General features: G+C 41.5%; 23 protein-coding genes. 5 read left to right on the top strand and 18 right to left on the bottom strand.

Features of this window, described 5'->3' with window-relative positions; all coding sequences use genetic code 11:
• Nucleotides 1–20 precede the first annotated feature (20 nt).
• Nucleotides 21–1,445, bottom strand: a complete 1,425-nt coding sequence (locus NSQ64_RS05410) for a SpoVR family protein (RefSeq protein ID WP_007497093.1) — start codon at nucleotides 1,443–1,445, stop codon at nucleotides 21–23.
• A 67-nt stretch (nucleotides 1,446–1,512) separates the two neighbouring features.
• Nucleotides 1,513–2,712, bottom strand: coding sequence for a globin domain-containing protein (locus tag NSQ64_RS05405; protein ID WP_326242551.1), 1,200 nt, complete (start codon nucleotides 2,710–2,712; stop codon nucleotides 1,513–1,515).
• A 183-nt stretch (nucleotides 2,713–2,895) separates the two neighbouring features.
• On the opposite strand from NSQ64_RS05405, the gene NSQ64_RS05400 reads away from it, so the two are divergent.
• Complete coding sequence (locus NSQ64_RS05400; protein WP_041507532.1) at nucleotides 2,896–3,327, top strand: Rrf2 family transcriptional regulator; 432 nt, start codon at nucleotides 2,896–2,898, stop codon at nucleotides 3,325–3,327.
• 160 nt (nucleotides 3,328–3,487) lie between these two features.
• Nucleotides 3,488–4,963 (top strand): catalase, encoded by a 1,476-nt coding sequence (locus tag NSQ64_RS05395; protein ID WP_024719958.1) that lies wholly within the window; start codon nucleotides 3,488–3,490, stop codon nucleotides 4,961–4,963.
• 45 nt (nucleotides 4,964–5,008) lie between these two features.
• Here the strand turns inward: NSQ64_RS05395 and NSQ64_RS05390 are convergent, their stop codons facing one another.
• A complete protein-coding gene (locus NSQ64_RS05390) occupies nucleotides 5,009–5,392 on the bottom strand; it encodes a YqzG/YhdC family protein (RefSeq protein WP_341015449.1) in 384 nt (127 codons plus the stop codon).
• Between the two features lie 128 nt (nucleotides 5,393–5,520).
• Between NSQ64_RS05390 and NSQ64_RS05385 the strand changes: the two genes are divergently transcribed.
• Nucleotides 5,521–5,769 (top strand): YhdB family protein, encoded by a 249-nt coding sequence (locus NSQ64_RS05385; protein ID WP_008349000.1) that lies wholly within the window; start codon nucleotides 5,521–5,523, stop codon nucleotides 5,767–5,769.
• A gap of 158 nt (nucleotides 5,770–5,927) precedes the next feature.
• Here the strand turns inward: NSQ64_RS05385 and NSQ64_RS05380 are convergent, their stop codons facing one another.
• The 11 genes from NSQ64_RS05380 to NSQ64_RS05330 all read right to left on the bottom strand — a co-directional run bounded on the left by NSQ64_RS05380 (nucleotide 5,928) and on the right by NSQ64_RS05330 (nucleotide 19,610).
• Nucleotides 5,928–6,578 (bottom strand): response regulator, encoded by a 651-nt coding sequence (locus NSQ64_RS05380; protein ID WP_007497084.1) that lies wholly within the window; start codon nucleotides 6,576–6,578, stop codon nucleotides 5,928–5,930.
• Entirely contained in the window at nucleotides 6,575–7,720 is a 1,146-nt protein-coding gene (locus NSQ64_RS05375; RefSeq protein WP_041507534.1) for a GAF domain-containing sensor histidine kinase, read from the bottom strand. The genes NSQ64_RS05380 and NSQ64_RS05375 overlap by 4 nt, the downstream gene beginning before the upstream one ends.
• 151 nt (nucleotides 7,721–7,871) lie before the next feature.
• The gene (locus tag NSQ64_RS05370) at nucleotides 7,872–9,617 is read right to left on the bottom strand and encodes a phospho-sugar mutase (protein WP_268357609.1); all 1,746 of its coding nucleotides are present in this window, start codon (nucleotides 9,615–9,617) and stop codon (nucleotides 7,872–7,874) included.
• Nucleotides 9,618–9,761: 144 nt separating this feature from the next.
• A complete protein-coding gene (gene glpD, locus NSQ64_RS05365) occupies nucleotides 9,762–11,423 on the bottom strand; it encodes a glycerol-3-phosphate dehydrogenase (RefSeq protein WP_268381622.1) in 1,662 nt (553 codons plus the stop codon).
• Nucleotides 11,424–11,562: 139 nt separating this feature from the next.
• On the bottom strand, nucleotides 11,563–13,059 hold the full coding sequence (glpK, locus tag NSQ64_RS05360) for a glycerol kinase GlpK (RefSeq protein ID WP_007497075.1): 1,497 nt from the start codon (nucleotides 13,057–13,059) through the stop codon (nucleotides 11,563–11,565).
• 15 nt (nucleotides 13,060–13,074) lie between these two features.
• Nucleotides 13,075–13,890, bottom strand: a complete 816-nt coding sequence (locus tag NSQ64_RS05355; protein ID WP_008349011.1) for an MIP/aquaporin family protein — start codon at nucleotides 13,888–13,890, stop codon at nucleotides 13,075–13,077.
• A gap of 215 nt (nucleotides 13,891–14,105) precedes the next feature.
• Nucleotides 14,106–14,663 (bottom strand): glycerol-3-phosphate responsive antiterminator, encoded by a 558-nt coding sequence (locus NSQ64_RS05350; protein ID WP_017360356.1) that lies wholly within the window; start codon nucleotides 14,661–14,663, stop codon nucleotides 14,106–14,108.
• A 329-nt stretch (nucleotides 14,664–14,992) separates the two neighbouring features.
• The gene (locus tag NSQ64_RS05345; RefSeq protein WP_144666981.1) at nucleotides 14,993–16,330 is read right to left on the bottom strand and encodes an aspartate aminotransferase family protein; all 1,338 of its coding nucleotides are present in this window, start codon (nucleotides 16,328–16,330) and stop codon (nucleotides 14,993–14,995) included.
• 241 nt (nucleotides 16,331–16,571) lie between these two features.
• Nucleotides 16,572–18,164 carry a PucR family transcriptional regulator gene (locus NSQ64_RS05340; protein WP_341015440.1) on the bottom strand — a complete coding sequence of 531 codons (1,593 nt, stop codon included), beginning with the start codon at nucleotides 18,162–18,164 and terminating at the stop codon, nucleotides 16,572–16,574.
• Between the two features lie 28 nt (nucleotides 18,165–18,192).
• A complete protein-coding gene (locus NSQ64_RS05335; protein WP_007497064.1) occupies nucleotides 18,193–19,110 on the bottom strand; it encodes an AEC family transporter in 918 nt (305 codons plus the stop codon).
• A gap of 83 nt (nucleotides 19,111–19,193) precedes the next feature.
• On the bottom strand, nucleotides 19,194–19,610 hold the full coding sequence (locus NSQ64_RS05330) for a VOC family protein (RefSeq protein WP_341015436.1): 417 nt from the start codon (nucleotides 19,608–19,610) through the stop codon (nucleotides 19,194–19,196).
• Nucleotides 19,611–19,776: 166 nt separating this feature from the next.
• Here NSQ64_RS05330 and NSQ64_RS05325 point away from each other — a divergent pair, with 166 nt between their 5' ends.
• On the top strand, nucleotides 19,777–20,193 hold the full coding sequence (locus NSQ64_RS05325) for a hypothetical protein (RefSeq protein WP_024719949.1): 417 nt from the start codon (nucleotides 19,777–19,779) through the stop codon (nucleotides 20,191–20,193).
• A gap of 45 nt (nucleotides 20,194–20,238) precedes the next feature.
• Here the strand turns inward: NSQ64_RS05325 and NSQ64_RS05320 are convergent, their stop codons facing one another.
• The 3 genes from NSQ64_RS05320 to NSQ64_RS05310 form a co-directional block, all read right to left on the bottom strand.
• A complete protein-coding gene (locus NSQ64_RS05320) occupies nucleotides 20,239–21,777 on the bottom strand; it encodes a bifunctional GNAT family N-acetyltransferase/carbon-nitrogen hydrolase family protein (protein ID WP_007497061.1) in 1,539 nt (512 codons plus the stop codon).
• 14 nt (nucleotides 21,778–21,791) lie between these two features.
• A complete protein-coding gene (locus tag NSQ64_RS05315) occupies nucleotides 21,792–22,457 on the bottom strand; it encodes an HAD family hydrolase (RefSeq protein ID WP_024719948.1) in 666 nt (221 codons plus the stop codon).
• 307 nt (nucleotides 22,458–22,764) lie between these two features.
• A complete protein-coding gene (locus tag NSQ64_RS05310) occupies nucleotides 22,765–23,106 on the bottom strand; it encodes a DUF5365 family protein (RefSeq protein WP_341015433.1) in 342 nt (113 codons plus the stop codon).
• A 111-nt stretch (nucleotides 23,107–23,217) separates the two neighbouring features.
• Between NSQ64_RS05310 and NSQ64_RS05305 the strand changes: the two genes are divergently transcribed.
• Nucleotides 23,218–24,120 carry an RluA family pseudouridine synthase gene (locus tag NSQ64_RS05305; RefSeq protein WP_341015429.1) on the top strand — a complete coding sequence of 301 codons (903 nt, stop codon included), beginning with the start codon at nucleotides 23,218–23,220 and terminating at the stop codon, nucleotides 24,118–24,120.
• Nucleotides 24,121–24,154: 34 nt separating this feature from the next.
• On the opposite strand, the gene NSQ64_RS05300 is transcribed toward NSQ64_RS05305, so the two are convergent.
• Complete coding sequence (locus NSQ64_RS05300) at nucleotides 24,155–24,721, bottom strand: class D sortase (RefSeq protein WP_025207002.1); 567 nt, start codon at nucleotides 24,719–24,721, stop codon at nucleotides 24,155–24,157.
• Between the last annotated feature and the right edge of the window lie 2 nt (nucleotides 24,722–24,723).

The raw sequence follows: 24,723 nt of genomic DNA, 5'->3' as shown, positions 1-24,723 counted from the left end.
GTAGACATCTTTTTTGATCATTAAGTGAGATACTTCCTATGAACCCCTTTTCCATCGTATGAAAACATCACTTCTTTTCCTTCAAGAACTGACTCGATATGCACACTTCTTCCCCATAGCTGATACAAATATGGAAGCACCTTTTCTAAGTATTTGAGATCGAGCTCAATGCCTTCATACCAATGTTTAATATAGAGTTCATTGTTTTTTAAATAGTCGCCATCGATGACTGTCAAATACGGAAAGCCGCCATTGACCCTCATACTGACTAGCTGATCACGGACTGCCTTCCATTCTTTATCAATGACTTTATAGTCTCTCCCCTGCTTTTGAAACAAGTACAAATCTTCCCTCATCACAAGGTCTTTCGTTAAGTAATTTCGAATAAAAGAAATGTCTGATTCAATTTCCCGCACTTCAAACATTTTGCTGCGACCGGACCCTTCCGTCACTCCTGCTTTTTTTAATTCCTCGCATGGATGATCGTAGCGCTCTTCAATATCTTCAAAAATCTTCAGCCCTAAATAGTAAGGATTGATTCCTGTCTTAGATGGCTGCACGACACCTGCATTTAATTTGGCAAATTCAATCGATTCACTTGAATCTAAATCAAGTTCACGCATAATCCGCTGGTGCCAATACGATGCCCAGCCTTCATTCATGATTTTCGTTTCTAGCTGTGGCCAAAAATAGAGCATTTCCTCTCTCAGCATCGTCAGCACATCCCGCTGCCAAGGCTCTAGCTCCCGGGAGTGTGCCTCGATAAAGAGCAAAATATCTTTTTCTGGCTTTGGGGGGAATTGCTTGATCGTTTTCTTTTTCTCACGTGTTTTCGGTTCATCCATTCCCCACAAATCATCATATGGCGTTTGACGTTTTGGTTTGTCCTCTTCATATTCATCTTCATCGTCGAGATTCCAGCTTAATTTTGAACGAACAAGCGACGGATCAATATGCTCCTGCAATGCCAATACAGCATCTAAAAAGGACTCGACTTCTTTTGTACCGTGGATATGTTCATATTCTTTAATTCGCTCTGCTGCCGCTGACATACTTTCCACCATATCTCGTTTTGTGTTTTGGAAACGGCAGTTGTTTTTAAAGAAATCGCAGTGTGCCAAGACATGAGCCACAATTAGTTTATTTTGAACAAGCGAATTGTTATCAAGGAGAAAGGCATAGCAAGGATTTGAATTAATCACCAGCTCATAAATTTTGCTTAATCCTAAATCATAATGAAGCTTCATTTTGTGAAATTGCTTTCCAAAGCTCCAGTGGCTAAATCGTGTTGGCATGCCATATGCACCGAATGTATAAATAATCTCCGCGGGACAGATTTCATACCTCATCGGATAAAAATCCAGACCAAATCCTTCTGCAATTTCTGTAATTTCATCAATGGCTCGTTGTAAAAGACGCTTTTCAGATACGCTCAAGGAAACCATCCCTCCTCATCGGACTTATCCCTACTATATGAGCGTACCTAAAAAAACATGATGTTCAGCCAGTTGTTTAGACGACTTCCATCTCTTTCATGGACTGCCCGCCGAACGCTTCAAAATGGATATTCTCTTCAGGAATGTCCAACGCTTTTAAAATAAGGATCATCTCTTGAGTAAATACTGGGGAACCGCAAACATAAAATTGGCCTTTTCCTTCACCAATGACTGATTGAAGGAAAGGTCGGTCAATCCGCGTAGCCACCTTCTCAACCAGCTCACTCTTTACACTCTTTTCAAATTGTTCGTTACAAAGGATAATACGCCCCTCTGGAGATGAAGTGAGAACGTGTTCATACTCTTGTTCAAAAGCGGTTACATCCTCTAGTCTGTCTGCATGAATCATCGTGAATGGCTGATTGTTATGCGACGCTGTTTTCACTAAACCAATCATTGGTGTGACACCAGAACCGGCACTAATCAAATAAACGGGTTCTTTTGTGTCATCTTGCAAGCAGAACATTCCCTGCGGCATACTCACGTGAAGAACATCGCCTTCTTCCATTTCATCATGCAGGAATGTGGAGACATGCCCATCTCGTTTCACTGTGATGCGATAGTAAGATGGGTGATATTGATCTGATAAACTGTATTGTCTGCTGCATACATAGGCTTCACCCGGCATATCTACCTGCACCGTAATGTATTGACCAGCTTCATACATTGGTAGCTCAGATTCATCCTCTGGTACTAAATAAAAGGAAATGAGTGATGGAGATTCTTGTTTCTTTTTCTTCACAATAAACGGTTTGACATCTGCCCATCCACCAGTTTGTTTCACATTTTCAGCCATCATTTCTGCCTCAATGGTGATGAATATATTCGCAATGATGTCATATGCAGCCTTCCAAGCCAACAATGTGTCATCTTCCTCTGATAACCCAAATACCTCTTTCATTGCTTCAAGAAGGTGATATCCGACGATTGGGTACTGCTCTTTTTTCACCATGACACTGACATGCTTATGGGCAATTTGTTTCACAGCAGGAAGCAAGTCTGCCAAGCGGTCAATGTGCAATGCAGCTTGATAGAGTGTTGCGGCAAGCGCCTCTGGCTGGCTTCCATTCATGAGATTTGTTTTATTAAACTGATTGAGTAGCTCTGGATGCTGTCTGATCATATTTTGATAAAAAACTGTCACAAGTTTTGTTCCCTCAGCTTTTAGAAGAGGGGCTGATTGTTTAATGGCATTCATTTGATCTGTGGATAACATCGTTATTCCTTCTTTCAAAAGATGTATTTCAAATACATCTTTATCGTAATGGAAGACAACATATAAAAGCAATATTTATAATACATGTTTTAAATGTTGTCACATTTAGCACTTTCTCGAACAGTTTTTGTCTAAAATGTGTTACGATGATACAAAACTCTATTAGGTTTAGAGGTCGTCCAAATGAAACTTACGAATTATACAGATTTCTCATTAAGGGTACTCATTTATTTAGCTTCGAGAGAAAACAATGAACTGTCAAATATTCAGCAGATTGCCGATATTTATGGCATTTCGAAAAATCACCTTACAAAGGTAATTTACCATCTAGGAAAACGTGGTTATGTAGAAACGATCCGCGGAAGAAATGGTGGGATTAGGCTGGGGAAAAGCCCAGAAAGCATTAATATTGGTGAGGTTGTCCGCTATACAGAGGATGATTTAGTCATGGTTGAATGCTTTGATCCGAAGAAAAACAGCTGTATTATCTCCCCGATTTGTTCATTAAAGCACGTACTTCATGAAGCTCTCACTGCTTATTTACGCGTTCTTGACCAATACACATTAAATGATTTAACACAAAACAAAGATGCTCTAAGAGAGCTTCTGCTCTAAGGCGAAAGAATTTATTTCTTTCGTCTTTTTCTTTACCTCCTTGTAATAATAATTTATTTAAAATAATTATAAATAAATATTGACTATCATGTTTGATTCAATATAATTAGGGTATATAGATTGCTAGAAACCATTTTTTGTTTACAGGAGGAGAAAAAGAATGACAAATTCTAATCATAAAAATTTGACAACGAATCAAGGCGTGCCAGTTGGCGATAATCAAAACTCAAGAACTGCTGGTCACAGGGGGCCTTCATTTCTCGATGATTACCATTTGATTGAAAAACTTGCACACTTTGACCGTGAACGTATTCCAGAGCGTGTCGTTCATGCAAGAGGCGCCGGCGCTTATGGTGTATTTGAAGTAGAAAATAGCATGGAGAAACATACAAGAGCAGCCTTCTTAAGTGAAAAAGGAAAACAAACAGACGTTTTTGTCCGTTTCTCAACGGTTATTCATCCTAAAGGTTCGCCTGAAACATTACGTGACCCTCGCGGCTTCGCAGTCAAATTTTATACAGAAGAAGGCAACTATGACCTAGTTGGGAACAACTTGCCGATCTTCTTTATTCGTGATGCACTCAAATTCCCTGATATGGTTCACTCTCTCAAGCCAGATCCTGTAACAAATATTCAAGATCCTGACCGTTATTGGGATTTTATGACGTTAACACCAGAATCCACTCACATGCTCACATGGCTTTTCTCTGACGAAGGTATTCCTGCGAACTACGCTGAAATGCGCGGTTCTGGTGTTCATACGTTTAGATGGGTAAACAAATACGGAGAAACAAAATATGTGAAATACCACTGGAGACCATCAGAAGGCATTCGCAATTTATCGATGGAAGAAGCTGCAGAAATTCAAGCAAACGACTTCCAGCATGCGACAAGAGACTTGTATGATCGTATTGAAAAAGGAAATTATCCAGCATGGGATCTTTACGTTCAGCTTATGCCGCTCAGTGATTATGATGAACTAGATTATGATCCATGTGATCCGACGAAGACGTGGAGCGAGGAAGATTATCCACTGCAAAAAGTGGGCCGCATGACACTGAACCGCAATCCAGAAAATTTCTTTGCTGAAACAGAGCAAGCTGCTTTCACGCCAAGTGCCCTAGTACCAGGAATTGAAGCATCTGAAGACAAACTGCTTCAAGGTCGTCTGTTCTCTTATCCTGACACGCAGCGTCACCGCCTAGGTGCAAACTACATGCGCATCCCAGTGAACTGTCCTTATGCGCCTGTGCACAATAACCAACAGGATGGCTTTATGACAACAACTCGTCCAAGCGGTCATATTAACTATGAACCAAACCGTTATGACGATCAGCCAAAAGAAAACCCTCACTACAAAGAAAGTGAACCGGTTCTTCACGGTGACCGTATGGTGAGACAAAAAATTGAAAAACCAAACGATTTCAAACAAGCTGGAGAAAAATATCGAAGCTACTCTGAAGAAGAGAAACAAGCATTGATCAAAAACTTGACAGCTGACTTGAAAGACGTAAATGAAAAAACGAAATTACTTGCGATCTGCAACTTCTATCGTGCAGATGAAGATTATGGACAGCGTTTAGCGGATTCACTCGGTGTGGATATTCGCTCATATCTTCAAGGAAGCATGAAATAGATCTTCTTTTCAGCTGGAGCACCTCTTTTTAAAAGAGGTGCTTTTTTATAGCCGAAATACGTTAATACTAATCAAATGACCCGTCACCGGATGAAAATAAATTTCTGCATGTGCTGCAAATCGTGTGGAGCCTTCCTTCACGGTCACGCGAAACACATCTTTTGTTTGAACTTCATTCACTTGTGTACGTCCAATGTAATGATAGTCGTTTAAAGCGGCGCCTTCATATTCATCTTGCAAGGCAGTATACGCAAGTCTTTCCCAATTCTCTGCCGGCTGCTCGGCTGCTTGTGAAGATGGATGAATCATGAGACTGCCAAATAAAACAATTCCTGCTGCAAAAAGCATCCATAATTTCGGGTGCATGATATCAATATTCTCACTTTCATGTCTATTTTGTTTAGGTTTTGCTGGTTGGCTCTTTTTCATACATCAAGCATTTATTCAGCCTATAATTCCCGGTACCCAGTTTATGCAGACACCAACTTTTCCCCTGAAAAAGTCGACCTGATCCGAGCAAACTAATGAGGACTTCTCAAGGGAAAGGAGAAGGTTTAATGAATGTGGCAGATTATGATAAGGCACTTTATTATACGCATCGCTCGCAATGGGATAATTTACTTATTCTTATGGTCCGTACGCAAGATGACTTGCTCTCGAAACGTATTGAGCATTTCTTACACGCGTATCAATTTAACCGGAACGATGCAGATGTTGAAAAATGTTTATATGGACTCCTGCAGTATATCGACCATGCTTCAGAAGCTGCCGTTGCTGAAGCATATGCTGAACCAATGTACACATAAAGGAAAAGGTTGATTTTCTTTCAGATTGTTGACATAGGGCTAGAATGAACTTTATTTTAGCTCTTTGTTTTCACCCTTTTACTAACCGCCTTTCATAAAGAAGAAAAGACTTCATGAGAAATACTCATGAAGTCTTTTGAAATGTCCACCATGACTGTTTACAACAGCTCTTTCGGCTGATTTTTTTGATAATCTACCGCATAGAGAGCGGCCTGAGTTCGATCTGCCAGCTCTAACTTTGATAACACATGAGACACGTGAGTTTTCACAGTCTTTTCAGAAATAAAAAGCGATGAGGCGATTTCTTTGTTACTTTTCCCTTTTGCGATTTCAAATAAGACATCACGTTCTCTATTGGTCAGTTCGTTCATCAATGCCCATTTCTGCTCTTTAGGTTCAGTTAGATGCTGGACAAGAAAAGCTGTAATATGACCATCTAGCTGGTACGTACCATTTTGCACCTCAATCATTGTCGTGAGAAGCTTTTCAGGTGCTACATCTTTGAGCTGATAAGCCTTTGCTCCCGCTTGGATAGCAGGGATCACATAGTCCTTATCTGCATAGCTTGTCAGAATGACAATGCGGACATCCGGCATATCCAGCGTCATTTGCTTTGTCGCCTCAATCCCATTCATTACAGGCATAGAAAGATCCATCAAGACAATGTCAGGCTTTGTCTGCCTCACTACCTGTAGTGCCTCTTCTCCATTGGATGCTTCACCAACGATGTCCACATCTGGCTGGGTTTGCAAGAAAAAGACCAGTCCTTTTCGGACAATGTGATGATCATCTGCAATGACTACCCTCATGACAATCCCTTCCTTTCTTGAGAAAATGGTACTTTCACATCAATCGTCGTTCCCTTCCCTAGCTCAGAATTGATGCAAAATGTACCTCCTGCTCTTCGGATACGGTCAGCCATCCCTTTCAGCCCAAATGAAGGAAGACTCATTTGTTCATCATACTGAAATCCCTTTCCCTGATCGATGATTTTCATACCAAACGTATCTCCTGATTGCTCCAGTTTGACCTCTACTTTCTCAACGCCCGCATGCTTTTGGCAATTATTTAGAGCTTCTTGGCATACGCGAAATAAGGTTTCGTGCTTTGAATGATCTATTTCCATACAGCCTGATAAAGACAATGAACAATTTAGACCTAAAAGCTGTGCATACTCTTCAATCGCTGTTGTAAATCCTTTTTCAAGTCCTTTTGGTCTTAACTGCCAGATGAGTGATCGCATTTCAATGAGGGCATCTTGTGATAAATGCTGAATAAAATCAATCATTTCACCTAATTTTTGATCACTTGTCATTTGACGCGCTGCCTTTGCAGTCAAACTCACGGAAAACAGCATTTGATTCACAGAATCGTGTAAATCCTGCGCAAGCCGGTTTCGTTCTTCTAAAAGTGCATGCTGCTGCTCATTTTGCACAAGCTTCATGCGCTGAATAGCCGTACCAATTTGCAGTGCAATACTTTCAAGCAGATTCAGCTCCTCCTGTGTAAATGTAACCTTCCCTTTTGCCGCCACATTTAATAAGCCAAACGTACGCTTACATGCTTGGAGCGGAACGGTTGCATGATGGGTAATTCCTTCTGTATCTCCAAGCTTTTGCTCAATCGCCGTTTCAATCCGTTTACAATTGATGATATTGGTAGCTGATTGCAGTGAGCCTTTCGTGTAGCGGTTGATGCAATAGCAATCGTTTTGACACATCAATTGCTTTCGATCCTTTGCCAACGCTTCAGGTAAGCACACTTCTGCCATTAGTTCATACGATCCGTCTTCTTCTATAAAATAAATCCATGCTGTTTGAAAGCCTGTCACTTCCATAAGCATATGAAGCACTTCATGAAGCGTTTCCTTCATTTCCATCCCTTCATTTAGCTTTTCAGCAATTTCTTTTAACGTTTTTAATGTTTTGACTTTTTCTTGGTAATCTCCCATCGTGTGTACCCCCGGCTTTTACTGCCTCTCTTATCAATATGTTGATTATACCATGAGCATCTGTGCGGCTCTTTCTCAAAAAGGATGATTTTTTCTCATCCTTTTGACTGAGAAAAAGCCATCATACATGACATGATGGCTTTGTGATATTTTATTTAGCTGTTTCTTCCACAATGTCATAGACGACTTTCATGACTTCTTCTGATAAGTGTTTCAGCTTTTCTTCGCTGTCTGTTAACGATGTGCCTTTGACTGCAATATAAAATTTGACTTTAGGCTCCGTACCAGAAGGTCGTAAACAAAACCATGAGCCATCTTCAAGGAAATATTTCAGGACGTTTGATGCCGGCAGATGAATCGTTTCTTCTTTCTTTTCAGCCACAAGGTGCCTTTGACTTGATTGATAATCCTCAATGACCGTAATGCGCTGACCGGCGATAGAAGCTGGCGGGTTTGATCTAAAGGTATGAAGAATAGCAGAAATCTGCTCTGCTCCTACTTTCCCCTTTAAGGTTAATGACTTTAACCCTTCTCTGTAAAATCCAAATTCCTTAAAAATATCAACAAGCGCATCATATAATGACTTGCCTTGTTTCTTATAAAAGGCTGCGACTTCAACTGCTAATAACGCCGCTTGAACTGCATCTTTATCTCGTGCAAAATCACCGATCAAATAGCCGTAGCTTTCTTCATAGCCGAATTGAAACGTGTATTCTCCGCTTTCCTCGAACTGCTTGATTTTTTCTCCGATAAATTTAAAGCCAGTGAGCGTATCAATCGTGTCAGCTCCAAATGCTGAGGCAACAGCACGCCCAAGCTCACTTGTCACAATCGTTTTCATCACAACGGGGCGAGGCGGCAGCTGACCTAGTTTTTGTTTTTCAGATAATAAATAATGAAGTAGTAAGGCGCCTGTTTGGTTGCCGGTCAAAACGGTAAATTCACCATCATGATTTTTCACAGCGATACCTAATCGATCTGCATCTGGATCTGTCGCAATCAAAATATCAGCATTTTGCTTTTCACCAAGCTTGATGGCGTATTCAAAAGCGGCATGCTCCTCTGGATTTGGAGACGTAACCGTCGAGAATTGCGGATCTGGTTTTTCCTGTTCAGGCACAACCGTCACATGCTTATAACCAAAGGCCTGAAGTCCGTTTCGGACAGGTTTATTCGCCGTCCCATGAAGCGGAGTAAACACCACTTTGACATCGACTTCTTTTGCAAGCTCAGGGTGCACACGAATGGTTTTTAATTTTTCCATATACGCTTGATCGATTTCTTCACCAATCATGCGGATCAAACCATTTTGCTTCAATACTTCTTCTGATTCCACTGAAATGGCTAATTCATTTTCGATGGCATCTACTTCTTTAATGACTTGATCTGCTTCAAATGGGGGCATTTGGCCTCCATCTTCTCCATAAACTTTATAGCCATTATATTCTGGCGGATTGTGACTTGCTGTCACAACAATCCCTGCAAAGGCATTCAGTTCTCGAACTGCAAAAGAGAGTTCTGGTGTCGGACGCAGTTCGTCAAATACGTATGTTTGAATGCCATGTGAAGCAAGTGTTTTAGCCGCTTCCATCGCAAATTCAGGAGATTTATGGCGTGAATCATAGGCAATGGCGACGCCTCTTTTTTTTGCATCCTCTCCATGTGCTGCAATATACGCAGCAAGACCAGCAGATGCTTTTCGAACAGTGTAAACATTCATTCGGTTCGTTCCAGCACCAATTTCTCCGCGCATTCCTCCAGTACCAAACTCAAGGTTTTTGTAGAAGCAGTCTTCAAGCGCTTGATGATCATCTTGATGTGCCTCCAGCCATTCCCTTAGTTCAGTATCCAGGTGCTTCTCATTGATCCAACGCTCATAATTCGTAATCCAACTCATGTTCGTCCTCCCAGTTCTTATCATCAATAAAATAATATCTACTGTTATTTTATATGGAATTATCCTTTATGTCATGTTATATCATGAACATATGAAAAAACGATGTACAAAATAAAAAAAGCCGATACACGATCGGCTTTTTACTTATTCAGCATCAAGCGGTACGACTGCTTCATGGAATAGTCGGTCTAATTCAGTTTGATGTTTCTGTTTTGTCGCTTCATCCCAGCCAAAACGATCTGCCATATAGTCAACAACAGGCTGTGCATACGTTTTTGCCCAATTGATATTAAATAATAGGCTGCCTGTTCTTCTCAAGAAGAAATCGACAGGTGTAACAGCCAATTCTTCTTCGATCGCATAGACAAGTTCAGCCAACACATATGCGGGAATGTTTCGTTTGTCTGCTTCCCCTTGAACCTGCTCCACACGCTTGAAGACATTGCTGACGTTTGAGCCATATTTCTCAGCTAATTTTTGTGCAATCGGTTCTGTCAAACCAACGGATGCTCCTTCTGCCGTTTTCGCTTGAACAAAGGATGCCATATTTTTTGAACCGCCTACATGCCCGCCTGAAATTGGCATATGTTTCGTTTTACATGGTCCAAAATCTTTTCCAGTTTCCTCTTTAAGTCCATCACGTACAAGATTCACAATGTGTTCAGCCATTTTACGGTAACCTGTTAATTTACCGCCAGCAATCGTGATTAAGCCTGAAGATGATGTCCATACCTCATCCTTACGAGAAATTTCTGAAGGATCTTTGCCTTCTTCATGAATGAGTGGACGAAGACCAGCCCAGTTAGATTCAACGTCTTTCTCTGTAATGTTAAGATCTGGGAACATATATTGAATGGCTTTGATCACGTAATCACGATCTGCTTTTGTCATACGCGGATGTTCCAGCTGTTTTTTGTAAACGGTATCTGTTGTTCCCACGTACGTTTTTCCTTCTCTTGGAATCGCAAAGACCATTCGTTTATCAGGTGTGTCAAAGTAGATTGCTTGTTTTAATGGGAAAACAGATTGGTCAAATACTAAGTGAATTCCTTTTGTATGTTGTAAATGTTTCCCCTCTTTTGAGTGGTCCTTGTCTCTTAGCTGATCGACCCATGGACCAGTCGCATTGACGATTTTTTTCGCATATACATCGTATGTTTTCTGTGTTGTGACATCTTCAATGACAACACCGACAACTTTGCCTTTATCATAAATAAATTCTTTTACTTTCGCATAGTTGACCGCTTCTGCCCCGAATTTCACAGCCTCTTTCATGACTTCAATTGTCAGGCGTGCATCATCTGTACGGTATTCAACATAGTAGCCCCCACCTTTTAAGCCATCCTTTTTCACAAGTGGTTCTTTTGCAAGTGTCTCTTTTGCACTTAGCATACTTCTGCGTTCACTATGCTTAACGCCAGCTAAAAAGTCATATACTCTAAGTCCGATTGAAGTTGAAAACTTACCGAATGTCCCGCCTTTATGCATCGGAAGAAGCATCCATTCTGGCGTTGTCACATGAGGACCGTTTTCGTATACGATGGCACGCTCTTTACCGACCTCTGCGACCATTTTCACTTCAAATTGTTTTAAATAACGAAGTCCGCCGTGTACAAGTTTCGTTGAGCGGCTAGACGTACCTGCTGCGAAGTCCTGCATTTCCGCAAGACCGACACGCATTCCGCGTGAAGCCGCATCAAGTGCTGTACCAGCGCCAGTAATACCCCCACCAATGATAAACACATCATATGGTTTTTTTGTCATGTCCTGAAGCATTTGTTCTCTTTCTAAGCTAGAAAAAGTCATCTCTTGTTCCTCCCATGTTGTACGGTAAAGAAAAAGAGACCGCAAACACCCAAAGCGTATTTCTACACTTCGGTGCTTGCGGTCTCTCCAGTTCTCCAACCGTTCTATTAACTTACTTGAAGTATACCATACTTTTTGTTTATTTGAAAGCTTGAGCTGCTTTTACAGCCTTTTTCCACCCGCTGTATAACGAGTCACGGCTGTCTTCTTCCATTTTAGGTTCAAAGCGCTTGTCAAGGTTCCATTGTTTTGCAATGTCTGAACGGTCGTTCCAGAAGCCAACTGCTATTCCCGCAAGATAGGCCGCACCGAGTGCCGTCGTTTCATTAATTTCTGGACGTTCTACTGGCACATCCAGCAAATCACTTTGGAAGCCCATTAAGAAATCATTCTTTACAGCCCCGCCATCGACACGCAATGTTTTAAGTGAGATGTTTGAATCTTTTTCCATCGCATCTAAAACATCTTTCGTTTGATAAGCAAGTGATTCTAATGTTGCACGAACAAAGTGCTCTTTAGAAGTACCGCGTGTTAAACCGAATACAGCGCCTCGGACATCACTATCCCAATATGGTGTGCCTAAACCAACGAATGCTGGTACGACATATACGCCGTCTGTTGACTCAACACGCTCAGCATAAGCTTCACTGTCTTTTGAGTCTTTAAACATTCTAAGTCCATCACGCAGCCACTGGATCGCTGAGCCAGCAACGAAAATACTTCCTTCTAAAGCATATTCAACTTTGCCGTCAATGCCCCATGCAATCGTCGTTAACAATCCATGATCCGACTTAATTGCTTTTTCCCCTGTATTCATCAACATGAAACATCCTGTACCATATGTGTTCTTCGCCATTCCTTCTTCAAAGCAAGCCTGACCGAATAACGCAGACTGCTGATCTCCTGCCGCTCCTGCAATCGGAATATTTTTACCGAAGAAGTGATAGTCTGTTGTTTCACCATAAATGTGTGATGATGGTTTGACGTCTGGCAGCATGGAAGCTGGAACACCTAAGATATCAAGTAGTTCTTCATCCCATTTCAGATCGTAAATATTGAACATTAACGTTCTTGATGCATTCGAATAATCTGTCACGTGTGATTGACCGCCAGTCATTTTCCAAATGAGCCATGTATCAATTGTGCCAAACAGCAAGTCACCATTTTCTGCTTTCTCACGAGCACCTTCTACATTGTCTAAAATCCATTTCACTTTAGTACCTGAGAAATAAGCATCAATGAGTAGACCCGTTTTATTTCTAAACGTTTCATCGTGCCCTTGCGCTTTTAGCTCATCACATATACCAGATGTTTGTCGTGACTGCCAAACAATTGCATTGTAAACGGGTGCGCCTGTATGTTTATCCCAAACGACAGCTGTCTCACGCTGGTTCGTAATTCCGATACCGGCGATTTGATCTGCTTCAATTCCTGATTCGATTAAAGCAGTTGAAATAACTGATAGAACAGAGCTCCAAATTTCATTTGCATTGTGTTCTACCCAGCCTGGGTTCGGAAAATATTGATTGAATTCCTTCTGAGCTGTATGGGCAATTTTACCTTCTTGATCAAATAAGATCGCTCTTGAGCTTGTTGTCCCTTGATCTAATGCGAGAATATATTTTTCTTTTGCCATGGTGTTTTCCTCCCCTTACATACTTTCATTGACAGCATTTGTCTGGTTTTTCGTAGAAACATAGAGTCCTAACAATACCACAACTAAAATAACGCTTACAATCCAAAAGGCTGGTGTGACGTTCGCTTTAAAGGCTGCATTATAGAAAACACCGCCAAATGCACCGCCCAAAATTGGACCAACAACAGGAACCCAAGCATATTTCCAATTTGATGGACCTTTACCTGGAATCGGCAGAATGGCATGTGCGATTCTTGGACCTAAATCACGTGCAGGGTTAATTGCGTAACCAGTTGTACCACCTAATGAAAGACCAATTGCGACAATTAAGAAACCAACAATCAGCGGATTGACTCCGTCTGCAAATTTATTTGCACCAATCGCTAAAATTCCTACCACCAATACAAATGTACCAATGACTTCACTGAGCACGTTTGCAAAAGTATGCGGAATCGCAGGACCAGTTGAGAATACGCCTAGTTTTGCACCTGGATCGTCTGTCGCTTTCCAGTGTGGTAAGTAATGTAAGAAGACAATAATAGCTCCGAGTAATGCGCCAAGCATTTGACCGACAATATACATTGGAACATCAGCCCAAGGAAAACTTCCTTCTAGTGCAAGACCTATTGTCAGCGCCGGGTTTAAATGTGCACCGCTGATTCCTCCAGTGGCATAAGCTGCAATCGCTACTGCAAATCCCCATCCGAAAGCGATTACAATCCAGCCGGACTGATATGCGAGCGATTTCTTTAAACTGACTGCCGCACACACACCGCCTCCAAAAATAATCAGAAGCATTGTACCAACGACTTCACCCCAAAATGGTGTCATGAAAAATTCCTCCTCTGGTTCAGTTGCCATCCCCTATAAATGTGTAGAAAAGATAAAGAAAAAAGATCCACAACAAACATACTTTACATCAGGGTCATTTGTCACCTAGTAAAGCGTCGTTGTGGATCTCCGTTTCTCCATCACATGATATTAACTTAGTGCTATAGTAACAGAGGATGAAAACGTTGTCAATCAATTTTCACATTTTATCTTTTTCACTTTTGGAACGCTTTCCAAAGCTCTGTATTCGATGTGGTGACAGCTGTCGCCCCTGCTGCAAGTGCCCTTTCTACATCTTCTTTTGTTCGGATAAATCCTCCTGCAAATATTGGTATTCCAGCTCTTTCGCGCACTTCTGTAATTAAATCTGGCACGACACCCGGCAATACTTCAATAAAATCTGGACGATGTTTCCCGACAAACTCCATGCTTTTTTCCATCGCACTTGTATCAAGTAAAAACATTCGCTGGATGGCATATACCTTTTTCTGCTTGGCTTTTACTATGACAGAAGACCTAGTAGAAATAATGCCAGCTGGTTTCATTTCCTGACAAATAAATTCCGTTCCGTACTCATCATGTTTGATTCCGTGAATGAGATCGACATGGACAAACATTTTTTTATGATGCGCATTCGCCTCATTCATGATGCCCTTAAGCCGCCCTAAGTGAACATCTAGTAAGACCCCATATGTAAATGGACTTTTTAAAAATTCCTCAAATTGCTTCATATTGCGAACAGCAGGTAGAATGGGTTGATCATGAAAACTCATATGCCGTCTCCTTCTCGTGTGTATTGGTTCTATCTTCTCCTTACAGTAATAGAATCGCATGTTTTTTTCAATACACCTAGTGTGCCCATTGACCATTCAGCCTAGCAGATCGATTCAGACCTGATCCTTTCAGGGCATAGAAAAAAGCAGAGAAATCTCTCTGCTACAGGCGTGTAAACAAACCCTCGCATTCTTTGTCAGTCCTGCGTGCTGGTGCTCACGATTGTCAACTTCGCTCCGCGTCAGTACTCGTCCTTTCACGCTGAAAAGAAGACAAGGGCTAAAATAAATAACATTTTAGCCCTTTGTCAACAATCTGAAGCAGACTGCTATAATTGTGCCATGCTTTCTTTTAAAGTATGAATAATGAATGAGGCGTCTTCATCAGTGATATTTAGCGGTGGTGCGAGCTGTGCCACGTTATTATAGCCAGCCACTGTATCGCCATTTTTCCCGATGATCAATCCTCGTTTTTTACATTCTGCAATCAATTGACCGACTACACTTGGATCAGCTGGCTTTTTTGACGCCTGATCCTGCACAAGCTCAATCCCAAACAGCAGGCCTTTTCCTCTCACATCACCGACAAATGGATGCTCTTTTAACTCTTGCAAACGTTCGAGCATGTCTTGGCCAAGCGTGCCTGACCGCTCCACTAATTGCTCGTTTTCCATGATCTCTAGGTTAGCAAGTGCCACCGCACAGGAAGCAGGGTGACCGCCAAATGTATTCACATGCCGTAGCCTATCATACGTATCTTCTCCTGCATACGCTTCATAAATGTCTCGTTTCACGCACGTTGCAGATAGCGGTAAATATCCACTTGTGATCCCTTTTGCCATGGTGATGATATCTGGCTTCACTTCCTCATGCATAAATCCAAACCGCTTTCCTGTCCGGCCAAAGCCGCATATGACTTCATCCACAATAAGGAGCGCTCCATGATCTTCACAGATTTCTTTCACCTTCTTCAAATATCCTTTTGGCGGCATTAAGATACCGCCTCCTGTAATCATCGGCTCCATGATGACGCCAGCAATGGTCTCACTTAATTCCCACGTCATCGCTTGATCGATTGCATCAGCACTTGCCAAGCTCTCTTGATCCTCAGGATGCCGGTACATATCAGGCGGTGCGACATGGATAAACCCCTGCCCTAACGGTTCATATTTGTACTTACGCTGCGCTTGACCCGTTGCGGCTAGAGCTGCTGCTGTATTGCCATGATACGATCGATATCGGGAAATAAATTTTGTGCGTGTACTCTCTCCCTTTTGCGCATGATATTGTTTGGCAATCTTAAATGCCGCTTCATTCGCTTCAGAACCACTGTTAGAAAAGAAAATCACATAGTCCCCGTCTAGCCATTCATTGAGCTTCTCAGCCAGCTGAATCGCTGGCACATGGCTTTGTGTCAGTGGGTAGTAAGGCATCGTATTTAATTGCTTATACGCCGCTTCTGCAAGCTCTTTACGTCCATATCCGGCATTTACACACCATAGTCCTGACATCCCGTCTAAATAGCGATTTCCATGAATATCTGTCACCCATGCGCCTTCTGCCTCATGAATCACCATACTTTCATTTTCTTTGTTTGTCCCTTTCATATGATGCCAAATGAACTGATCATCTTTCGCCTGAAGATCTTGTGCGTTATGTGTTTTCATCTTCTCACGCCCCCATGTATCCGTTTTCATCATCAAAGAAGCTTAAACCGGTCCTGCATATGACCTCTCCATTCATTATATGGATAAAAAGTGAGGCATATGAAACTGAAACAAGACCGCTCGTGTCGTTACTCTCATTATAAAAAAGGGGCCAGACACATTACATTAGACAGATCGTCAACTGATTGAAAAGAACCATGAGACACTCTACTTGATCCCTTAGCAAATCTAACATATACCATTAATGACGATTCCCCTGTAAAAATTCATAAGCAAGGATCGCAAATTCAAGCGCTTGACGTTTTGGCGCTTGCATCATATCCTCACCAAGTAAAGCATGAAGCTTATCCAATCTGTGATAAAGCGTCTGCCTCACAATATAGAGCTGGCTTGCGGTTTCTTTTTTAGAACCGTTTGTCTGTAAAAAGATATTCAGCGTCTGATAGAGCCTGCCGCTATTTTGTTTATCATATAAAATCACCGGCTCTAAATACTCTTTCACCATGCATTCTAATAACCCGCTTTCTTTCATGACAGGCATCAACCGAAGCATATGTAAATCTTGATAAAATGGGCTTTTTATCCGTTGCGGCATCACTTTCTTTAAATGCAGCACTTCTTTCGCTGCTTGAAAACTTTTTCTCATAGACTGAAATTGCTCACAATATGAACCGATTCCATAATTGATGACTGCCTCGCCGGGCTTCTCACGGTCATATAATTGCGTGATGTCGTTTGCCGCTTTTTCTGCACGCTCTTTCCAGTCCTCAACTTTTCTTGTATTCAATAAAATAAATAAGGTTTGTCCTTGATGCTCGTACACAATCAAATAGAAACCAGCACGCTGAAAAATAGAACGGCAAGAGACAAGAAAATAAAGATTCCCTGCGATTTCTTCTATTTGGTGGTTTTTTTGAAAGAGCATCACCACACAGCCGGTCGGTTTTTTCAGTCCTTCTGTTTCCTCAAGGTGTTCTATGATTTCTCTTTCTGTATGCTCTTCATGAAACCATTTTTGCAGCCATTCATTCTCTTTTGTCTTCTTCAGCTCTTCTGTATACAGCTCTCTTAAAGTTTGCTGGGCAAGGGCATTCGCTCCTTTATCCATCACAAGCAGTTCAAATTCCGAGAGCGTGTTCGATTGATGAATGAGGACGAGGTCTGCAAAGGTTTGTTTGAGTGCAAGGACTTGTTTTTGCGTCACTTCATATCCTTTTGGTAATGAAGCATACTGCAAATAATTCATCACAAGCTCTTCTGTTTGTTTGGATGAATCACATAAAATAATCGGCTCACCTTGAACAGGGATCAACAAAAGAATCCCTCTCACGTGCTGATACACTTGATCCAAAATATCCATCTGCGGATGAGGAGTCAATAAAAGCTCATTCAACTTGGTCGACAGTGTTTCTAAATCCGCCATCATCTGATACTGACGCTCAATCATCATCGTATGGAGATGCTGTGTAATATTGACGAACTTCACTTCTTTTGTAAACAGAATAAGCGGAAAATCACGTTCTTCTGCATAAATAATCAGTTCTTCCGGTACATCAAACCGGAGCGGTACAAATTCAATACACAAGCCGGCCGCACCTGAGTCAATCAACTGCCTTAAAAACGCCTGAAAGACTTCCAATTGATCATGGAAGCCTGCGGCCGTCGTTAAGATCAGCTCGCCTCCGTTTAACAAATCCTCTACAGCAGGCACTTCAAGTACATGTACCCATCTTACCTGCCGAAACAATCCCTTTTCCCCAGCTAACACTTTCGCATGCGTAAAATGCTTCGTTTTTAACACATCATTTACTTGAAAATGAACATCTACATTCATTCATAAGTCCCCCTTTGTTTGCCGTCCCCTATCCCAGAGGGTGCATGGATAAAATCCATAATAAAACAGGTAAAGTCACAATACTTAAAATCGTACTGAGAAACGTCGTGCTTGAGACAAACTCAGGCTTCGTTCGAAATTGCACAGCCATCAGCGTTGTATTCGCCGCTGTCGGCATCGCTGCAACTAAAATCATAATTTGTTTCACCAAATCATCTACAGGTAAAATAAGTGTAAAACCAAAGGCGATGAGAGGTGAAATAAACAGCTTGAGCAGCACCGCATAGGAAATATTGCGATAATCCACTTGTTTAAAAGAAATCACTGCGAGCTGCATACCTAAAATCAGCATAATCGTTGGTATCGCTGCATCCCCGACCAGCTGAACACCTGTCATAAGCTCTTTAGGTAATGAAAGGTCAATGAGCTGAAATAATAAACCAAGAAGAGCCCCGTAAGCAACCGGCATACGCAGCACTTTTTTTAGAACGACCTTCAAGTCTCCCGCGTCCTCTCCACCTTTTGCTGCATAATACATGCCGATCGTACTCATGACGAGCTGCTGAAGGACCATTAGCACAATCGCAATATCTAAACCAGCTGCTCCAAAAACAAGAAGGACAACAGGCGTGCCGTAATTTCCATTATTCATAAATGCTGATGACAAAATCATGGCACAATACGTTTCATTCGAATACCCGTAAATTCGAGATAAAATGAAGACACATAAAACAAGTGAAAGACAAAGCCCTACGACAAATATAGATAAGTACACATAGTCCATCGATACTTTATTTTGATAAAAGGTTTCAAACGCAAGAAAAGGTGACATTAAATATAAAGACATTGATGAGAGCGTATGTATATCAAAACCAATTGTCTTCTGCCCAATATACCCTATAAGGAATATGCCGAACACTGGCATTAAGACAAGTAAAAACTCCATGCAGCACCTACTTTTCTCTAGATGAATTCCTTATTTTTTACCCTCTTATCATACCACTGATCATCAATAAAAAAGAAGCACCCTTATGAAAGGTCGCTTCTCTCCTCATCCATATAAAACACTTCCCATAAATGACCATCACGATCCTGAAAGCTCCAGCCATACATGAAATCATGGTCTTGTTTTTCCTTAAACGGTGAACCACCAGCTGCGATCGCACGCTCTACAAGCTCATCAACCTCTTCCCTCGTCTCGACCTGTAAAGAGATAATGACCTCTGCGCTATTTCTGGCATCTACCAATTCCTTCTCTGAAATGGATTGGAAATGCTTAAGTGATAACAGCATGACTGTGATCGTCTCATTCATCACAAAACAAGCAGCATGTTCATTCGTCAGTTCTTGTTGAAAGTCAAAACCTAGCTGTTCAAAGAAATCCTTTGACTCATTTACATGCTTAACCGGCAAATTGATATACAGATGTTTAGATTCTCGCCCCATATCCCTCTCCCTTTGTAAAACATCATTTCCATTCAGTATATTCGTCTTTTCATTTGGCATCCCTTTGTCGCATGAAAAAATAAGCGGTAAGCCCCATTACCTTATTTTAACAAAAATGTATAATAAATCTCGTGCACAATACTAAATGAACTAGGAGGTTTTCTTAATGAAAACAATCGCAAAATCTTTGATGCTCTCCACCTCTGTCCTTTTATTCGCTTCACCTATTACACAAACAGCTGATGCTGCATCTATTCAAACGAAGCAGGTGACAGCAGAAAGTGATTTTCAGCTTCCTTCAACAACAGACACCATTAAACAAAACATCGAACAATCTTTCCAAAAACAAGAAAAGTGGCTACAAAAATTAGAAGTGATTGCCGGACAAGAAAAACGCGAACAATTTGAACAGTTTTTCAACCAGCATGTAGGACCTGATTTAAAAAATCTTTTAGAAGAGCCTGCTCTTACATGGAAACAAGTAGAAAAAACGATTTATCAATCTCTTGTCAAATCAGACGTTCCATTTTTAGCTGCCAAAAGCATTGCCCACTTTGCTACACTCGCATTAAAGAAAATGTAAACATAAAGAAAAGCGCCTCGCATAACTGCGGGGCGCTTGTTTTGATTATTTCTTATATTCAATATGGTACACGTCTCTTCTTCGGTCTTTCAGCTGACGAACCGTCCCATCTTGACGCTGCCTTCTTAATATTTCTAAGTCGACATCACCGACAACCACCATTTCAATATTCGGGTTGCATTCCCCTACAATGCCATCTCTTGCGAATTCAAAATCAGATGGTGCAAAGATTGCTGATTGTGCATATTGGACATCCATGTTTTCTGTTTGCGGAAGGTTTCCGACCGTTCCAGAAATGACCGTATATATCTGATTTTCAACCGCTCTCGCCTGCGCACAGTAACGTACTCGTAAATAGCCTTGACGGTCTTCTGTACAGAATGGAGTAAAAATAATTTTCGCTCCTTTGTCAGCTGCAATTCGAGCAAGCTCAGGGAATTCAATATCGTAGCAAATTTGGATCGCAATTTTCCCGCAATCCGTATCAAATACCCGGACTTGGTCACCAGCTGAAATCCCCCACCATTTTCTTTCATTCGGCGTGATATGCAGCTTATATTGTTTTTCAATCGTTCCATCACGTCTAAATAAATAGGCGATATTATAGATTTTCCCTTCCTCTTCAACGAAATGAGAACCACCGATGATATTAATGTTGTACTTGACCGAGAGATCTGTAAACAAATTGATGTAGTCCTCGGTATATTCTGTGATCCGCTGCACTGCTAGACTTGGTGATCTCTCTTCTAAATATGACATAAGCTGCGTTGTAAAGATTTCCGGGAAAACGGCAAAGTCAGCTGACGCATCTGATGCCACATCCACGTAATACTCGACTTGATTCATAAACTCCTCAAAGGAATGAATTTGCTTCATTGCATATTGAATGACACAAATTCGTACTGGGAACGCCGATTTATAATATCTTTTCGATTGCGGGCGATAATCGACATTGTTCCATTCCATTAGCGTTGCGTACGTACTGGAAGCTTTATCATCCGGCAAGTAATTCGGATTGATCCGCATCAGGCTAAATTCATTTAACAGCTGAAAAGATAGCACAGGATCATAAATTTGGTGTAGCATGACTTGCTCTACATATTGGCGAGGCGTCATTTCCTCTTGATATTTATGATAATTCGGGATACGTCCGCCAATGATGATGCTTTTTAAATTTAATCTTCTCGCTAAGTCTTTTCTTGCTTCGTATAAACGATGACCGATTTTCATCCGGCGGTACTCAGGACTGACCATTACTTCAATTCCGTACATATTCATCCCATCTGGATTATGGTTTGTGATATATCCATCATCTGTGATGTCCTGCCATGTGTGACGATCATCGTATTCATCAAAGTTAATTAATAAACTTGAACATGAGCCAATGATTTCTCCCTCGAATTCCGCACAGAACTGACCTTCTGGGAAATGTTCAAGGTGGCTTTCAAGGTGCTCTTTTTTCCAAGGGTCCATGCCTGGAAAGCATACCTCTTGCAATGCGATGATTCGGTCGATATCTTCTTCTCTAATATTTCGAATCACCATTCTTTTTTCAAATCGCGTTAAATCTAGTTTTTCTGCCATGATGTATTGCCCCCTTACTGATCCTCTTTTTCAAGCTGATGGAATAGCTGGAGCAATTCGATTTCAGCCATAGATTCTAATCTGACATCATATTCTTCAAACTGCAGTGTGCTCGTCACTTTATTTGGCACGATGACACATTTCATACCCGCTCGTTTGGCAGCGATTGACCCATTCACAGAGTCCTCAAATGCCACGCAATCTTTTGGCTCAACGCCTAAGCATTGTGCGGTTTGCAAATAAAGTTCTGGGTGAGGTTTCACTTCTTCCACATCGTCTGACGTGCGGATACATTCAAAGTAATCGAAAAGTCCAATTTGTTTCAGGTGATCAGACACCCATTTATAATCTGAGCTGGAAGCAAGTCCAATCTTAATTCCAAGCTCCTTTGCCGCTTCTAAATAAGCTTCTACACCAGGTCTTGCTGCTTCGTCCTTCATTCTCTTTTGAAAACGTGAACGCCGGTCTTCTGTGAGTGCCTCATGATCTAATGTCTTTCCTAACTGCTCTTCCAAGTATTCAAAAGGCTTAAAACCTGCCTGCGTTCCAATCACATTTCCCCATACAGACAGAGGCAACTCCGATTCATGCTCCGCAAACATTTCCTGCAGAACCTCATATTCATGTGTTTCTGTATCTAAAATTAATCCATCAAAATCAAATATAATCGCCTTTACCAAAGAGGCCACTCCTTTTTTCCGAAAGTCTGAAATATCTTCCATACTGCTATCATATCGTGAATAAAATTGACTTTCAAAGATGAATGTCTGCTAAAATGATTATGTATAAAAGGAGCCTGCATCGTTTTGTCAGGCTCCTGTCATGTTCGATTCTTTCTGCAAGAGATCCAAGCGCTCCGATTCGTGGAGAATAGACATTGTTGAAAAAGAGCGGAATTGGTATTACAGATCTTGAAGGTTTCTCCGTTCCCTTAAAAATAGTATGTGCGACGACCTTGTAAGTTAACAAGGAAGTTCACACCAACTTTTACGCATTTTGAAGGTGACGGCCTGCAAAATCATCTAAATCAAACGGGAAAGAAAAGCCGCACGCATTAACTTGTTCACGGTTGAGTTCAAATAACTCACGATCTCGTTTTGTGATCTGTCGCTTCGGCTTTAAAATAATGGTATGTAATAGCTGAAGACCTGATAAGATACGAAAAGCATCATCCATTGTCCCGTTATACACACCATCAATGAATGTAAGCTGGGGTTGTTTTTCCTGCGCTTCTCCATTGACAGAATGGGATAAAAGATCTTCAATTTCCTTTGATACTTCTTCAATTGCCTGCTCTTGAAGGTCTGTCGCAGCTTTCATTAATCTCACGTGGCATCTACCTCTCTGTCGTTATTACTCCATTCAGAATAGCACAGAAAAAAAGTCATTCGCTAAGGTAAGTGTTTCCTCCTATATATACCCAAAGAGAGGACGAATATCATGATCATAAAAGGACACACGCTCTCCCTAAAAGTAGGTGAGCATCAAAATGGCAATTCCTTAAGTCAATTTTTAAAAGACGAAGTGTCTGCCTCTAAACCGATTATCCATTTTTGGATGGAGCACCAAAAAGTCCGTCTCAATCAAAAACCTGCCCACCATGCTGCAAAAGTGAGTACAGGTGATCAGATTCTCATTGATTTATTTGAGACGGAGGAAAGTGATGTGACGCCAGAATACGGTGAATTAGAGGTACTCTTTGAAGACGAGCATTTATTAGTTGTCCAAAAGCCTGCTGGAAAGCCGACGCATCCAAATGAAAAAGGACAAACAGGTACGCTGGCGAACCTAGTCGCTTTCCATTTTCAAGCAAATGGAGAAGAAAAGCGGGTCAGACATATACATAGGCTGGATCAAGACACAAGTGGCACCGTCATTTTTGCCAAACACAGGTTGGCACATGCTGTACTCGATCAAATGCTTTCAAAAAAAGCGATTAACAGAACGTATCTTGCCCTCGCACAAGGACTGTTTAAGAAAAAGAAAGGAACGATCCAAGCAGCCATTGGACGTGATAAACACCATGCCGTCAGAAGGAGAGTTTCTCCTACTGGTCAAAGCGCCAAGACTCATTATGAGGTCTTCCATCTCAATAAACGTTTACAGATGACGGCCGTTAAGCTGCGATTAGAAACAGGCAGAACGCATCAAATTCGGGTCCATCTTAGCAGTCTCGGGCATCCTTTAGCTGGCGATACATTATATGGCGGGAAGCGTGACCTGATAAACAGATGCGCCCTTCATGCCAAACAAGTAGACATGAACCATCCATTCACAGGTGAAAAGCTGACGATAGAAGCACCGCTTCCACCTGATATGGCTGAATTAATGGACAATATGTAGAAAAAAGAGCCTGAACATACAGGCTCTTTTGACGTTAGACAGATGCTCTTTTCGCATAAATAATGTACCGCTCTGGTGCATTGCCGACAAAATGAAATGGATAGCATGTGGTTAACACAAGCTCTTCTTTTTTATTTTGTAAGGTAATAATGGATGTATCATGCTGATCCACAATTTTCGTATGCGTAATTTCATAAACAAACTCGCCATACGGTACAGTGATTTTCAGCTGATCCCCAATATCCAGTTCACCAGTCCGGCGGAAGACCGTATCCCTGTGTCCCGATAAAACGATTTGTCCATTTTGATCAGGGTAATAACTGCCTTTATAATGACCGACGCCTTTGGCAAGGTCGTCCGCATCTGTCCCTTCAACAATCGGCAAATCGGCTTTTAATTTCGGAATGGTCAGGATGCCAGAGGCTTTCCCCATTTCAGGTGAAAATTTTTCCTTTGTCATCCCTTGATCAGTTTCTACGACCTTCTTTGCTTCCTCTAACGAATGTGCTGTTTGTAAGTGAGTAGAAGCGATTTGCCAGATTCCCCAGCCAAGCACCACAATCCCCGCTGACATGACAATCACTGCAAGCCATTTTTTCATGC

Origin of the sequence: Bacillus sp. FSL W8-0183, assembly GCF_038006825.1 — a bacterium.
In the GTDB taxonomy this organism is placed as follows: domain Bacteria; phylum Bacillota; class Bacilli; order Bacillales; family Bacillaceae; genus Bacillus; species Bacillus altitudinis.
Note: the sequence above shows the minus strand (reverse complement) of the source record. Positions and strands in the feature narration are given on the sequence as shown.